Below are 13488 nucleotides of genomic sequence, written 5' to 3' on the forward strand. Positions count from 1 at the left end.
ATAGGATTATCCTATTTTAAATAGCAAGATAAAAAGGTATGTGATCATGGGAAAACTCAATAAATCAGACCGGGAATGGCAAAGAGAGTTATCACCTGAGGAGTTTCGCATTACGCGCGAGAAGGGAACCGAGCCGGCATTTACTGGAAAATACTGGAATACCAAGCAAGATGGCACCTATGTATGCCGTTGCTGCGGCACGCCACTGTTCTCGTCTGAGACCAAGTATGACAGCGGCTGTGGCTGGCCAAGTTTCTACCGTCCCGTCAGCAGTTCGGTGGTAGAAGAATTACCTGATACTTCACACGGAATGGTCAGAACTGAGATTGTTTGTCATCATTGTGACGCACATTTAGGGCATGTTTTCCCGGATGGTCCAGAGCCGACGGGCTTACGTTATTGTGTCAACTCGGCTTCTTTGGACTTAGAAACACAAGAAAAAAATGATGAGGAAACCTATCCATGACTAACATTTATCAGTTTGAAGCTGAATTGTTAGATGGCAAAAGCAAGCCACTTGCAGATTACGAAGGCAAGGTACTTTTGATCGTCAATACAGCGAGTAAGTGTGGTTTTACCCCACAGTTTTCAGGATTAGAAAAACTTTACGAAAAATATAAAGATCAAGGTCTGGAAATTTTGGGATTTCCATGCAATCAGTTTGGTGGTCAAGATCCGGGTTCCAATGAACAGATTGGTGAATTTTGCCAGAAGAATTACGGCGTATCTTTCCCGATGTTTTCCAAGGTGGATGTCAAAGGCCCTGAAGCGCACGCCATTTTTCGCTATTTAACCAATAATTCCAAAGGTATTTTAGGCAATGGAATTAAATGGAATTTTACCAAATTCCTGATCGGCCGTGATGGCAAGGTATTGAACCGTTTTGCTCCAACCACCAAGCCTGAAGATCTTGAAGATGAAATTGCCAAAGTATTGTAATCATTAGTGTCATATTCTCAGTATGAGATAAAAATAGAACTCATCTGATTTCAAGTAAAAAACCCACTTTAAACCAGTGGGTTTTTTAGTTTTGATTAAAACTTAGAGGATGGCTTTCAGGCGTTGAATGACTTCTTCACATTGCGCCAGATCGGCCACAAGTGCTAGACGTACATGATTTTCACCCGGATTACCCTGTTCAGTATCGCGGGATAAATAACGACCCGGAAGTACTTTAATATGTGCTTCTTCCATCAGGCGTTTAGCAAAGGCTTCATCATTGTCAACTTTTAACCAGTAATAGAAACCTGCATCCGGTTTTTTGAGTGGCAATAAATGTCCGAGTTCCTGTTGAAATAAATCAAACTTGGCACGGTATTGCACCCGGTTTTCTTCCACATGCGCTTCATCATCCCAGGCAGCGATTGAAGCCAGTTGATGTTGTACCGGCATCGCTGCGCCGTGGTAAGTACGATATTGCAAATAAGGTTTTAACAGGCTGGCATCACCGGCAACAAAACCTGAACGCATACCCGGAAGGTTAGAGCGTTTAGACAGTGAATGGAACACCACGCAGTTTTTATAGTCATCCCGGCCGATTTCAGCACAAACTTCCAGTAAACCTACAGGTGCCTGATCAAACCACAGCTCCGAATAGCATTCGTCTGAAGCAATCACAAAGTTATATTGATCCGACAGGGCAATCAGTTTTTTAAACTGTTCTTTAGACAGCACTGCACCGGTTGGATTGCCCGGAGTACAGACAAATAACAGTGCCGTTTTTTCCCAGACTTCTGCCGGAACAGCATCAAAATCACCAAGGTAGTTATTTTCTTCAGTACAGTTGATGAAATATGGTTTTGCACCTGCGAGCAGTGTTGCACCTTCATAAATCTGATAAAACGGATTCGGCATCACCACATAAGGTGCCTCTTCACGATTTACCAAAGCCTGTACAAACGAGAAAATCGCTTCACGCGTACCAGAAACAGGCAGGATATTGCTGTCTGCACTGATGCTATTTAGCTTAAAACGGCGCGTCAGCCATTGAGCAATACTTTCGCGTAGCTCAGGCAGGCCTTTACTGTTTGGATACGTCGATAAATGTTTAAAGTTATCGATAATCGCTTGTTTCACAAACTCTGGTGCAGGATGCTTCGGTTCACCAATCGACAGGGGAATTAAAGGCATATTTGCAGGCTGGATATCCGCAAAAAGCTGATTTAACTTTTCAAACGGATAAGGATGCAGTAGAGACAAGCTAGAGTTCATGAATAAGTAACCGCGTTTTAATGTGAGTGTTGACTACAAACCTGATGAGAGGCTTCATCCAGTGCAATTTTAAGTGCAGCTGCAAATTCAGCAGATTCTTCAGGTGTCATAGGGTTGCCATCTTTTTTGGTGACAAAGAATATATCTTCGGCACGTTCGCCCAGTGTGGCGATTTTTGCAGAGTGGATATCCAGGCCCTGCATCATAAATAAACCGCCGATTTTGGCAAGTAAACCGGGATGATCGAGAGTGGCAATTTCGACCATATTTTGATTCAAGGCAGGATTGACACTGATATCGACTGTATTTTCAATATCGAAATGACGTAATTGACGCGGAATCCGGCGCTGCATCAAGCCCGGATATTCATCTGAATGACTCAAGGCATCTTTCAGAGCTTCAATGACTGTGGCTTCGCGTTCCGGATCGGTTAATAAGGTGCCAAAACGGTCCAGTACCACATAGGTATCCAGACTGAACGCTTTAGTGGCAGTAATAATTCTTGCGTCTTGTACATCCAGATTCATACGATCCAGAATAGCCACCGTGGTAGCAAACAGGTTGGGTTGGTCCTGCGTATAAATAAAGATCTGTACCGCATCCTGGGCATATTTACGGTGTGCCCGCATCAGCACTAGCGGGGCAGGATTATCGCCGTGTTGTAAAATGGCACTGGTATGCCAGGCAATTTCATCTGCTGTTTCTTTCAGGAAATAATCATCACCAAGTTCCTGCCAGACTTTTTCCACTTCATCCAGTGAAAAGTCCTGAACTAGAAGTTCGCTGGCCGCAAATTTGGTGTCTTCAATCAGCATTTGATAATCAACTGGACGGCCCAGACCAGAACGGATCACGTCGCGCGCCTGGGTATAGAGCTGACGCATCAGGGAAGCGCGCCAGGTATTCCATAGCTTCGGATTGGTGGCGTTAATATCGGCGACTGTCAGGGTATACAGATAGTCCAGATGTTCCATATCACCCATTTTTTCGGCGAATTCTTTGACCACATCTGGATCAGAGATATCTTTTTTCTGGGCAGTGACAGACATTACCAGATGATTCTGGATCAGCCAGGCTACCAGATTACTTTCGCGTTCAGTAAAGCCATGGCTACGGCAGAATTTAATCGCATCGCTGGCGCCGAGTTCACTGTGATCACCGCCACGGCCTTTGGCAATATCATGGAAAATTGCTGCCAGATAGACGATGTCACGACGGGTCAGACGCTGGAATACTGAACTGACCACCGGGAATTCCTTGGCAAATTCAGGTTCTTTAAAGCGGTTTAAATTGCGGAGCAACAATAAAGTATGCGCATCGACTGTATAAATGTGGAACAGGTCATATTGCATCAGTCCCAGAATCTGTCCAAAGGCCGGGATGTAATTTCCAAGCACACCATAACGCTTCATGGAAACCATAGTGTCATAAAGTCGATGCGGTGAACGGATAATCGCCATAAACAGTGCCTGATGCACCGGATTATCACGAAAATCCTGATCAATGCGTTTTCCAGCCAAAGTCAGCAGACGTAAGGTACGCGCACGAATGCCTTCGATCTCAGGACGATTGGCCAACAGATAGAAAATTTCCAGAATTGCGCTTGGATTTTCCGAGAAAATTTTGTGATGCTGGACAGCCAGTTTGCCATCGACCAGTTTGAAATTTTCATTAATTTCTTCAATCTGGCGTTCATATTGCGGTAAACGTGGCGTAATGACTGATTCATTAAAATAGGCCAGCAGCATTTCGTTCAGCGTCGACACCTGCTGCGCACTGCGATAATAGCGCTTCATGAACTGTTCAATTGGATAGTTTGGATGATGCGCATCTTCACGTACATAGCCAAATTTGGCTGCAATATCACGCTGATAATCGAACAATAAGCGGTTTTCATCGCGTTTGGTCAGGCGGTGCAGGTGATGACGGATTTCCCAGAGGAAACTTTCGGCTTCCTCAAGCACACCGAGTTCAAATTCTGAAATAAAACCGAGATGCACCAGATCATAAATGCGATTGACGCGGAAATGCCGTTTCGCAATCCAGCCAATCTGGTTGATGTCACGAATACCACCCGGCGCATTTTTAATATCCGGTTCCAGATTGCTTTCGGTATTGTTGTGCTGAGCATAGCGTTTATGCTGCTCATCCATCTTGGCATCAAAAAAGGTTTTGTCAGTCCAGGTACGTGACACGATGCGACGTGGCCATTTGCACAGGTTTTCATTGCCAATAATCAGGCGGGCTTCAATCAGGGTGGTGGCGACGGTCAGATCACTGCTGGCCTGATTAACACATTCATTGATGGTACGGACACTGATGCCCGGTTTGAAGTTCCCGACATCCCAAAGCGATGAAATAAAGGTGGAAATCAGCTGTTCCTGTTCCGTGCTAATCTCATCTTCAGACAAGATCATGATATCGACATCAGAATAAGGCAGCATTTCACGGCGACCATAGCCTCCGACCGCAAACAGAGCCAAATCGGTTTGATCCAGCTCGGCATGCTGCCAGAGAAATTGCAATGCTTCATCAATCAGATTGGAGCGCGCCAGAATAATATCCCGAATCGACTGGCCATTTTCAAAACTTTCCTGCAGCTGACATTCGACATCACTGCGCCATTGATTGATGGCTTTAATGTCATGGTTACTTTTAGCGTAATTCAGCAGTGGATGGGTGTTGATCATGTACAGTCGTCCGTTGGTATTTCAGCTTAGTTTTGGTTGACGCTAACTTGGTTTGCGACCTGTAGGGCCAGTTCACGTGCCTGTTCAATATTTTCCGCACGTGCGGTAGCAACGCCCATACGGCGACGTTTAAAACCCTCTGGTTTGCCAAACAGGCGCAAATCGGTATTGCCGTCTGCTAAAGCAAGATTCAGGCCAGAAAATGAAAGATTGCGATCATCTACCCCAGCATAAATTACCGCACTGGCAGCTACACTATGTCGTGCAGTATTGACCGGCAAGCCCAAAATAGCACGTGCATGCAGCTCAAATTCGCTTTGAAATTGGGAAGCCAAAGTCACCAGTCCAGTATCGTGGGGACGCGGGGAAACCTCACTAAACCACACTTTGTCGCCTTTTACAAAGAGTTCCACACCAAAGATTCCGCAACCACCGAGTGCTGTGGTGACCTTGTTGGCAATACGCTTGGACTCTTCCAGCGCGGCCGCAGTCATCGGCTGAGGCTGCCAGCTTTCCACATAATCGCCTGAGTCCTGACGATGTCCGATCGGGTCGCAATAAGATGTTTCGATTTCGCCGGTTTCTGGATTTTTTGCACGAACAGTCAATAAGGTAATTTCAAAATCAAAGTCAATTTGTGATTCTACAATCACAGTACCCTGATTGACCCGGCCACCGGTTTGCGCATATTCCCAGGCCGCATCGACTTCATCAAAGCTTGTGACACGAGACTGGCCCTTGCCTGAAGATGACATCACCGGTTTCACAAAATTTGGATAGCCGACATCATCACAGGCCGCGCGAAAAGATTCTAAACTGTCGGCAAAACGGTAAGCTGAGGTTGGTAGCCCCAGTTCTTCCGCAGCCAGACGACGAATACCTTCACGGTTCATGGTCAGATTAACGGCTTTGGCGGAAGGAATGACCGTAGCAATGTTCTGGGCTTCTATTTCAAGCAGCACTTCGGTTGCAATCGCTTCAATTTCAGGAACAATTAAATGAGGCTGAATTTGATGGATAAGTTGTTTGAGTTCTACAGCATCTGCCATATTCAAAGTATAGGAATAATGCGCAACTTGCATGGCCGGTGCATGATCATAACGGTCAGCAGCATGAACTTCGACTCCAAGGCGTTGTAGTGAAATCACCACTTCCTTGCCCAGTTCACCAGAACCCAATAATAGAACTTTATAGGCAGAAGATTGAAGGGGAGTACCAAGAGTTACGCTCATCTAGATCATCCATGCTTGATTTTATGGACTTTTAGCATAGCAGAACTGAGCCGGCAGTTAAGCCAAGATTCATACAAAATTGTGATATTGACCAACAGTTTTATTTATAAAGTTTTTTAATATTATCGGGGCTTGAAATTGAGGTATTTGTGAGTAACTCAACTGGTTTTGCTAAAGGATAAATCCGGCTTGGCGGATTTAATTTTTCCATGTCTAGAAAATGCTCTGGGCTTAGAGCGAATAGATGTAGTAGTTTTCGAGTTTGTGCTCGTCTATAAGAATAAAATGCCAACATCGGTAATCCGACCAAAATCGATGCTAACAATAAACCCCAAAAGCTAAAGAGGGTTGCATCCTGCACGGCACGTTCAAAACTTGCGGTAACCAGAAAGAAAAAGCCAGTTAGCAAGATCAGGGAAACAGCTATAATTTTGATTAAATTAGGAATGACCCGATGCATCCAGCTCCATCGACTAAAAATGATGGCGCTGGGATGCAAATGTAAAACTTGCTGAGTGTGATTCAACATGGCTATGATTTTATTTTGGCCATTTTTCTGTATAAACAACACGGACTTCATCAGCAGGTTGAGCATGTATTTCGACAAAATGTCCGGTAAAATTTTGAGCATTGATAAAACATTCAAAATACTGTGCCGGTACTTCATGTCGATGAAACACAGTTAACATTTCATCGCGCCGATGATGAATAAAGATTTTGCCTTCAATCACCTGTTTGACTTCAAACATGCACATCCTTCCTTGTTTTTATTGTTATATAAAAAAAGACCTATACTGTGAGTTTAGCAGAAGTCTTTGTTTCGATTGATTAACTAGTTAAAGCTTAAAAAGTCACGGGTACATAAGTATAGACCAGACCATAGGTTAGTGCTGCAGTTAGGGTCGCCATCACGATACGTTTAAACTTAAAGTACAAAACCGTGAGCACAATAAAGCCAACTAGCATCGCAAAACTTTTATTCGGTGTTTCTAATAAAGGGGGCAGGGTAGCAACCACCAACATGGAGCTGATCGCAGCGATGCCAATTGAACCCAAGGCAATTTTTAGCCACAACGCTCCGCGTTTTTGCGAACCTTGCTGAAATTTCTGAATGACAAAAAAAGGACCAAAGCGCGAGGCAAAATTGGCGATTCCGACTAAAATTCCGACCAGAATAATCTCTAGATTCATGCTTGATCTCCTGCGTGTTCAGGATCCGGCTGTTTCAAAATATAGTGCTTGAACAGACCAGCGAAAATACCGGAACTAATACCAATGAAAATCGCGGCAGACAGATCGATAAAATAGCAGGCAACCGCAGAAACCAGAATGGTCACTGCCACCACAAAAGTATGTTTCTTCTCAAAAGCAGCCAACAAGAAACTCAGGAACAGTGCAGGTAATAAGAAATCCAGTGCTGCCTGCAAGAATTGCGGCAAGTTGCTGACCTGATCAGCAAATAAACCACCCAGAAAAGATCCAAGTGCCCAGGACATCCAGCTAAACAGGCTTAAACCGAGCATCCAGGATTCCGACCATTCCTGACGTCGCTGTGAAAGCTTGATCATGCCGGAGGCAAAGACTTCATCGGTCAGACCCCAAGACCAGATTGCCGTTTTCTTTAAATTCAGCCGGTCTTGAATCAGATTTTGTAACGCAGGGCCATAGAGCAGATGGCGAATGTCCAAGGCAATCACGGTTAATGCCGTCATCCAGATGGATGTACCACTACCTAAGAGCGCAACCACCAGGAACTGGCTGGCACCTGCATACATCGAGCAGGACAGGAACAATGCTTCCCAGGCGGTAAAGCCAAACTGAGTGGCTGACACACCAAAAGCAAACGACACCGGTAAATAAGTGAAGATAATCGCTTGGCTATCTTTTGCACCTTGCCAGAAGCCAGCAGGTTGCGTAGTGAGTTGATTCGGTTCAGACACGACACACCTTGAAGGAGAGTTGAACGATGGGCCAAATGAAGATTGTGTATTCTACGTGAATTTAATAGCATAGTGCCGAAATGTTTAAATTGGCGAGCCTGATATGTGGATGTTCAAGACACGCACGATGCTGACTGCTGCTTTAATAAGCACGGCAATGTTGTTGCAAGCGTGTGGGAATGACAGTCAATCGACTGATAAGCCAGAAATTAAACCGGCACCTAAACTGAGCAATGATGCGACGGCTTATGCCAATGCCGCATGGCAGTTGATCAATGAAGTAGATCCACTGGTCTATAATAAAGAAGTGGATCAGCTGGAAACACAGGTACGTCAACCAGCACGTAAATTGAGTACAGACTGGCGGATTAATGTCAAAATGACTGATTCGGTGACCGAAGGCAAATATGCCCTGTGTCGTAAAGCCTTGACCAGTCTGGAAATATGGGCGCGGACGACTATGGAAAATGGCAACAGCCTGCAACAAAAACAGGCGGATTATGAGCGTGATAAACTGCAATGTCAGAATGCCATTGCCCATCCTGCACTCGGAAATACTGATCCTAAGCAAAAAGGTACTGCAATTGCCAATATGCAATAAACCTTTGTCCATTTAAATGTACCTATAAAAAGCCAGTCTGAATGACTGGCTTTTTTAGCAAAATAAACTTTAAAAATAAGGTATCCACACTTGTTCTAATAAAAGCACCATTACACCGCAGATCAGGAGTGTGCTGCCAATCATGCGTTGAATCAATGTACGTGTAGACATGGTCGATTTCCTCAAAGATTTAAAGCGCGTTTAACGCTTCCAGATAACGACGATTTACTTCTTTCCAGTTCACGACATTGAAAAAAGCAGAGATATATTCCGGACGACGGTTTTGATATAGCAAATAATAGGCATGTTCCCAAACATCCAGACCTAAAAGGGGAATATTGCCATGCATCAGCGGAGAATCCTGATTGGCGCTACTTTCTACAATAAGCGTTTGATCTGGCGCCATACTTAACTAGGCCCAACCACTACCAAAACGGCTAAGCGCTGCTTGGGTAAATGCTTCTTTAAATGCCTCGAATCTTCCTAATTCATGTTCAATCGCCTTGGTAATTTCACCTTCGGGATGACCACCGCCGTCTGGATTCATCACTGTCCAGAACAGGGAATGGTTGGCATGCCCACCGGCATTGTTGATCACGTTCTGTCTGAGTTGCTCGGGCACTTCATTGAATTTGCTAATTAAGGCTTCGACCGATAAATCTTCCCATTCTGTGCCCGCTATTCCTGCATTGATATTATTGATATAGGTTTGATGATGCTTGCTATGATGAATTTCCATAGTCTTGCTATCGATATGAGGCTCTAGCGCATCATAAGCATAAGGCAGTGCAGGCAAGGTGTAGAGCTCATTGGCAGGATTCCTTGGGAAGAATGGAGTTAGGTTATTTTTCATTAGATTTAAGATACGCCCTAATTTAATATTTATATATGATAATAGTTATCATTATTGTTAATATGTGTTGATCTTATGCATTGGTAGAAAGTCTAAAGTCTATTGAGCTTATACATATTTTTTATAGCCCATAAAAAAGCCCCAAGAAGGGGCTTTTTCAAACAGCAATTACTTAGACGTTAAAGCGGAAGTGTAAAACGTCACCATCCTGAACGATGTAAGTTTTACCTTCTAGACGCCATTTGCCCGCTTCTTTCGCACCGGCTTCGCCGTTGTACTGTACGAAATCATCATAAGCGATACATTCTGCACGGATAAAGCCTTTTTCAAAGTCGGTATGAATCACGCCTGCTGCCTGTGGTGCAGTTGCGCCAACTTTTACAGTCCAGGCACGAACTTCTTGTACACCTGCAGTGAAGTAAGTTTGAAGACCAAGTAATGAATAACCTGCACGAATCACCACGTTTAAGCCAGGTTCTTCCATGCCCATTGCTTCAAGGAATTCAGCACGGTCTTCATCTTCAAGCAATGAAATTTCAGCTTCAATCTGATTGCAAAGTGGAACCACAATCGCATTTTCTTCAGCAGCTAATTTTCTCACTGCATCTAAATGTGGGTTATTTTCAAAACCGTCTTCAGCAACGTTAGCAATATACATGGTTGGTTTAAGCGTCATTAAGCCAAAACCACGAACCAGTTTACGTTCGTCATCATCTAGGTCCGCTGCGCGAGCCGGTTTACCGTCATCCAGTAAAGGCTGGATTTTTTCCAGAACTGCTTTAGTGGCTAGCGCTTCTTTGTCGCCACCTTTGGCAGATTTAGTCAAACGCGTAATCGCTTTGGCTACAGCATCCAAGTCTGCAAGCGCAAGTTCGGTATTAATCGTAGCGATGTCATCCAGTGGATCAATACGACCATTCACATGAATGACGTTTTCATCTTCAAAACAACGCACAACGTGAGCAATTGCATCAGTTTCACGAATGTTGGCCAGGAACTGGTTACCCAAGCCTTCACCCTTCGAAGCACCCGCTACCAGACCTGCGATGTCTACAAATTCCATAGAAGTCGGAATAACGCGTTGCGGTTTAACAATTGCAGTCAATTTATCTAAACGTGGATCAGGAACAGGTACAATCCCGGTGTTTGGTTCGATCGTACAGAAAGGGAAGTTTTCTGCAGCAATAGCAGCTTTGGTTAAGGCATTGAAAAGTGTAGATTTACCAACGTTCGGCAAGCCGACAATACCGCAATTAAAACCCATGAAATAACTCACAAAAGCGTTATATAAAAATTGCCCCCGATTTTACATGAAAGCACGGCTAAAGTCAGGTCATGTGCTTGTGGTTTATTGCAATCAAATGCTTCTGGCGACCTAAAATGAATCGTTGAGCTTTCCAAGATGTGTTGTGAGTCCACCAGCCATAGAGGAATAATCAGCGAGTATTTTACTTTTGAATAAAAATCACATTGTTTTTCTAAAAGTGAGTGACTAAAGTATCTGAATAAAATAGCGGCCTACACGCCCTGATCCAATAACGATAAACATGGAGCATACATGCGAACTTTATACCAGTTTCCTTTATCTCACTTTTGCGAAAAAGCACGTTGGATGCTGGACCATAAAGAGCTGTATTATGTTGCTCACAATCTGATACCCGGGGTACACCGCGCTTTTGCCCGCCTGAAAACAGGACAGAATCGTCTGCCTATTTTGCGTGATCAGGACCGATGGATCGCAGATTCTACCCAGATTGCTCTGTATCTGGATGATACTTATCCAGAACATCGTTTACTGCACGCAGAAGGATATTTTCGAAATAAAGCTTTAGAAATTAATGAAATTACTCTGGAATTGGGTCGTCATGTTCGTCGCTGGATGCTCTCTCAAGCACTGACTTCTGATCATGAATCTCTGGATATTTTAATTGGTGAGCAGGGCTATCTGCGCCAGTTTGAAAAATTTTCTAAACCTTTATTGAAAGCGATGGTGGCCAAGGGTTATGCATTGAATGAGGAAACCGTGGCGGAATCTAAACAACACATCGATGTTGCGGTACAGCAGCTCAATCAGATGCTGGTCAGCCAAGGTGGGCATTATTTTGTCGGAAATCGTTTAGGTTTGGCGGATATTGCAGTCTGTTCCATGTTGGCACCGCTTCTGGCGATTCCAGGTACGCCATGGGAAAAAGAAAATTTTGAAACCTTGTCCGAAGAATATCGCGACTATCAGCAGTATTTGAATGAGCTTCCACTGGGTGAATATATTTGCCGTATTTACCGAACCGAACGTAATGCCCGGGTAGACTGGCGTGGTGTATAAGTTTAAATGCCAATCCAAGAATTAAAAAACGCGCATGAAGCGCGTTTTTTTGATGAGATTATGATTAACCCCAAGGATTAGTCTGGTCGATATCAATATTTTTAGTAAAATTATTGAGGAGTGAACCAAAATCAAATCCGGATGAAGAACCGCCACTGCCGATATTCTGAATTGTATCTTTAATGCCAGGCAGGATAGCAGACAGATCAATATTGGAATCAGTCGCGCCCACACCTTGCACAAGATCACCGAGGTCAGGTAATTCAATCGAAGAGCCACTACCCACCAACTGACCAACACCTTCGGCAATACTGCCTAAGTCAAAGCCGTTTGAAGCAGAGGAAATACCTCCGATCATACCACCCAGGTCCAGATCGCTACCGAGATTCAGATTACCCAATAACCCACCCAAGTCTACGCCATTTGCACCATTCTCAATCAGACCGCTCAGTAAGTCAGTGAAGCCACCGACATCAAAACCACCCGTCGCATTTCCGCCTACAAAGCCGCTAATTAAATCGGTAATAGCACCAAGATCAAAATCACTGTCTGCATTGCCACCGATTAAACCACCCACCAAGCCTGCAATTGCTCCAATATCTATATCACCTAAACTGCCAGAACCACCAATCAGGCCGCCAACGAGCTGAGCGATTTGTGCGATATCAATCTCGCCATTGCCGCCGATGAGGTTGCTGACCAGACCTGCGATGGCACCGATATCTACACCGCCCAATCCGCCAGAACCGCCGATCAGACCACCGACCAATTCAGCAATTTGTGCGATATCAATCTCACCATTACCGCCAATTAAATTGTCGACCAGACCTGCGATGGCACCAATGTCCACGCCACCCAATCCGCCAGACCCACCAATCAGACCACCCACCAGTTGAGCAATTTGTGCGATATCAATCTCGCCATTACCGCCGATCAGGTTGCCGACTAGACTAGCAATCGCACCGATATCAATATTGCTTGAACCACCGATTAAGCCACTAACCAGTTGAGCAATTTTCGCGATATCGATATCACCATTACCACCGATGAGGTTGCTGACCAGACCCGCAATGGCACCAATATCAATATTACTTGAACCGCCGATCAGGCCACCGACCAGTTGAGAAATTTTACCAATATCAATATTGCCCGTACTGCCGTCCAATAAGCCGCCCACCAGTTTAGAAATAGCCTCAAGATCCAGGCTGCTGCTATTGCTCCCCATTAAGCTCTTTAATAAATTGGTGACCTGGGTAATATTAAAGCTACCGCCATTGGATTGGGTTAAGCTACTGATCAGGCTTTGAATATTTAAACTTGAGGCATTCGAACCAGAAAATTGAGTTAATAAATTGCTGAGATTTGTCCTACTCAGGCTGCTTCCAGAAAGGAGATTATTTAATAATGAGCTGACTGAAGGTTGAGTATTGGATCCGGTGAGATTGCCAATAAGATTGGTGAGGGTACCTGATGTCGTTCCACCGAATAAGCCGCCCAATAAGCTCTTCGTTTGGGTTTCGACGGTTAAAACAGGACTCACTTTTGTTTTTATCAAGCTTAAAAGTTTAGAAGCCATGACCGTTCCTTGTGTAATATTTTTGAAATACGCTATTTTTGTTTTTAAAGCGCCTTTGTTTT

General features: G+C 44.3%; 13 protein-coding genes and 1 pseudogene. 4 read left to right on the forward strand and 10 right to left on the reverse strand.

From position 1 onward, the window contains the following. Positions 1-46 precede the first annotated feature (46 nt). Together msrB and ACIG3F_RS05900 are read left to right on the forward strand one after the other, a co-directional pair. Positions 47-466: a peptide-methionine (R)-S-oxide reductase MsrB gene (msrB, locus tag ACIG3F_RS05895; RefSeq protein WP_004645533.1), complete on the forward strand. Its 420-nt coding sequence runs from the start codon at positions 47-49 to the stop codon at positions 464-466. Next, on the forward strand, positions 463-939 hold the full coding sequence (locus tag ACIG3F_RS05900; RefSeq protein ID WP_004278946.1) for a glutathione peroxidase: 477 nt from the start codon (positions 463-465) through the stop codon (positions 937-939). The genes msrB and ACIG3F_RS05900 overlap by 4 nt, the downstream gene beginning before the upstream one ends. A gap of 102 nt (positions 940-1041) precedes the next feature. Here the strand turns inward: ACIG3F_RS05900 and dapC are convergent, their stop codons facing one another. The 7 genes from dapC to ACIG3F_RS05935 all read right to left on the reverse strand — a co-directional run bounded on the left by dapC (position 1042) and on the right by ACIG3F_RS05935 (position 8073). Continuing rightward, a complete protein-coding gene (gene dapC / locus ACIG3F_RS05905; RefSeq protein WP_004278945.1) occupies positions 1042-2211 on the reverse strand; it encodes a succinyldiaminopimelate transaminase in 1170 nt (389 codons plus the stop codon). Between the two features lie 17 nt (positions 2212-2228). Continuing rightward, positions 2229-4901 carry a [protein-PII] uridylyltransferase gene (gene glnD / locus ACIG3F_RS05910; protein ID WP_396469580.1) on the reverse strand — a complete coding sequence of 891 codons (2673 nt, stop codon included), beginning with the start codon at positions 4899-4901 and terminating at the stop codon, positions 2229-2231. A 26-nt stretch (positions 4902-4927) separates the two neighbouring features. Further along, positions 4928-6133: a formate-dependent phosphoribosylglycinamide formyltransferase gene (purT, locus tag ACIG3F_RS05915; protein WP_396469581.1), complete on the reverse strand. Its 1206-nt coding sequence runs from the start codon at positions 6131-6133 to the stop codon at positions 4928-4930. A gap of 100 nt (positions 6134-6233) precedes the next feature. Further along, positions 6234-6662, reverse strand: coding sequence for a hypothetical protein (locus ACIG3F_RS05920; RefSeq protein WP_396469582.1), 429 nt, complete (start codon positions 6660-6662; stop codon positions 6234-6236). Between the two features lie 10 nt (positions 6663-6672). Then, complete coding sequence (locus ACIG3F_RS05925; protein ID WP_396469583.1) at positions 6673-6882, reverse strand: hypothetical protein; 210 nt, start codon at positions 6880-6882, stop codon at positions 6673-6675. Between the two features lie 94 nt (positions 6883-6976). After that, positions 6977-7324 carry an L-valine transporter subunit YgaH gene (gene ygaH, locus ACIG3F_RS05930; RefSeq protein WP_396469584.1) on the reverse strand — a complete coding sequence of 116 codons (348 nt, stop codon included), beginning with the start codon at positions 7322-7324 and terminating at the stop codon, positions 6977-6979. Next, positions 7321-8073, reverse strand: a complete 753-nt coding sequence (locus ACIG3F_RS05935; protein ID WP_396469585.1) for an AzlC family ABC transporter permease — start codon at positions 8071-8073, stop codon at positions 7321-7323. Before ACIG3F_RS05935 ends, ygaH begins: the two co-directional genes overlap by 4 nt. A gap of 103 nt (positions 8074-8176) precedes the next feature. On the opposite strand from ACIG3F_RS05935, the gene ACIG3F_RS05940 reads away from it, so the two are divergent. Continuing rightward, the gene (locus ACIG3F_RS05940; RefSeq protein WP_396469586.1) at positions 8177-8674 is read left to right on the forward strand and encodes a hypothetical protein; all 498 of its coding nucleotides are present in this window, start codon (positions 8177-8179) and stop codon (positions 8672-8674) included. A 190-nt stretch (positions 8675-8864) separates the two neighbouring features. Here ACIG3F_RS05940 and ACIG3F_RS05945 read toward each other — a convergent pair. Continuing rightward, positions 8865-9527, reverse strand: a pseudogene (locus ACIG3F_RS05945) (superoxide dismutase). Positions 9528-9699: 172 nt separating this feature from the next. Further along, entirely contained in the window at positions 9700-10791 is a 1092-nt protein-coding gene (gene ychF / locus ACIG3F_RS05950; protein ID WP_396469587.1) for a redox-regulated ATPase YchF, read from the reverse strand. A gap of 294 nt (positions 10792-11085) precedes the next feature. Between ychF and ACIG3F_RS05955 the strand changes: the two genes are divergently transcribed. Then, positions 11086-11850, forward strand: a complete 765-nt coding sequence (locus tag ACIG3F_RS05955) for a glutathione S-transferase family protein (protein ID WP_004645522.1) — start codon at positions 11086-11088, stop codon at positions 11848-11850. Between the two features lie 64 nt (positions 11851-11914). Here the strand turns inward: ACIG3F_RS05955 and ACIG3F_RS05960 are convergent, their stop codons facing one another. Then, a complete protein-coding gene (locus ACIG3F_RS05960; protein WP_396469588.1) occupies positions 11915-13426 on the reverse strand; it encodes a hypothetical protein in 1512 nt (503 codons plus the stop codon). Positions 13427-13488 lie beyond the last annotated feature (62 nt).

The organism is Acinetobacter sp. NPDC052428 (genome assembly GCF_044547685.1).
Classification (GTDB): domain Bacteria; phylum Pseudomonadota; class Gammaproteobacteria; order Pseudomonadales; family Moraxellaceae; genus Acinetobacter; species Acinetobacter lwoffii_G.

Excerpts from the sequence above, each read along its gene's own strand:
- ACIG3F_RS05920 (WP_396469582.1), bottom strand. The coding sequence starts at position 6,662 with ATGTTGAATCACACTCAGCAAGTTTTACATTTGCATCCCAGCGCCATC.
- msrB (WP_004645533.1), top strand. The coding sequence starts at position 47 with ATGGGAAAACTCAATAAATCAGACCGGGAATGGCAAAGAGAGTTATCA.
- ACIG3F_RS05960 (WP_396469588.1), bottom strand. The coding sequence starts at position 13,426 with ATGGCTTCTAAACTTTTAAGCTTGATAAAAACAAAAGTGAGTCCTGTT.
- ACIG3F_RS05900 (WP_004278946.1), top strand. The coding sequence starts at position 463 with ATGACTAACATTTATCAGTTTGAAGCTGAATTGTTAGATGGCAAAAGC.
- purT (WP_396469581.1), bottom strand. The coding sequence starts at position 6,133 with ATGAGCGTAACTCTTGGTACTCCCCTTCAATCTTCTGCCTATAAAGTT.
- ychF (WP_396469587.1), bottom strand. The coding sequence starts at position 10,791 with ATGGGTTTTAATTGCGGTATTGTCGGCTTGCCGAACGTTGGTAAATCT.
- glnD (WP_396469580.1), bottom strand. The coding sequence starts at position 4,901 with ATGATCAACACCCATCCACTGCTGAATTACGCTAAAAGTAACCATGAC.
- ygaH (WP_396469584.1), bottom strand. The coding sequence starts at position 7,324 with ATGAATCTAGAGATTATTCTGGTCGGAATTTTAGTCGGAATCGCCAAT.
- ACIG3F_RS05925 (WP_396469583.1), bottom strand. The coding sequence starts at position 6,882 with ATGTTTGAAGTCAAACAGGTGATTGAAGGCAAAATCTTTATTCATCAT.
- ACIG3F_RS05955 (WP_004645522.1), top strand. The coding sequence starts at position 11,086 with ATGCGAACTTTATACCAGTTTCCTTTATCTCACTTTTGCGAAAAAGCA.
- dapC (WP_004278945.1), bottom strand. The coding sequence starts at position 2,211 with ATGAACTCTAGCTTGTCTCTACTGCATCCTTATCCGTTTGAAAAGTTA.
- ACIG3F_RS05940 (WP_396469586.1), top strand. The coding sequence starts at position 8,177 with ATGTGGATGTTCAAGACACGCACGATGCTGACTGCTGCTTTAATAAGC.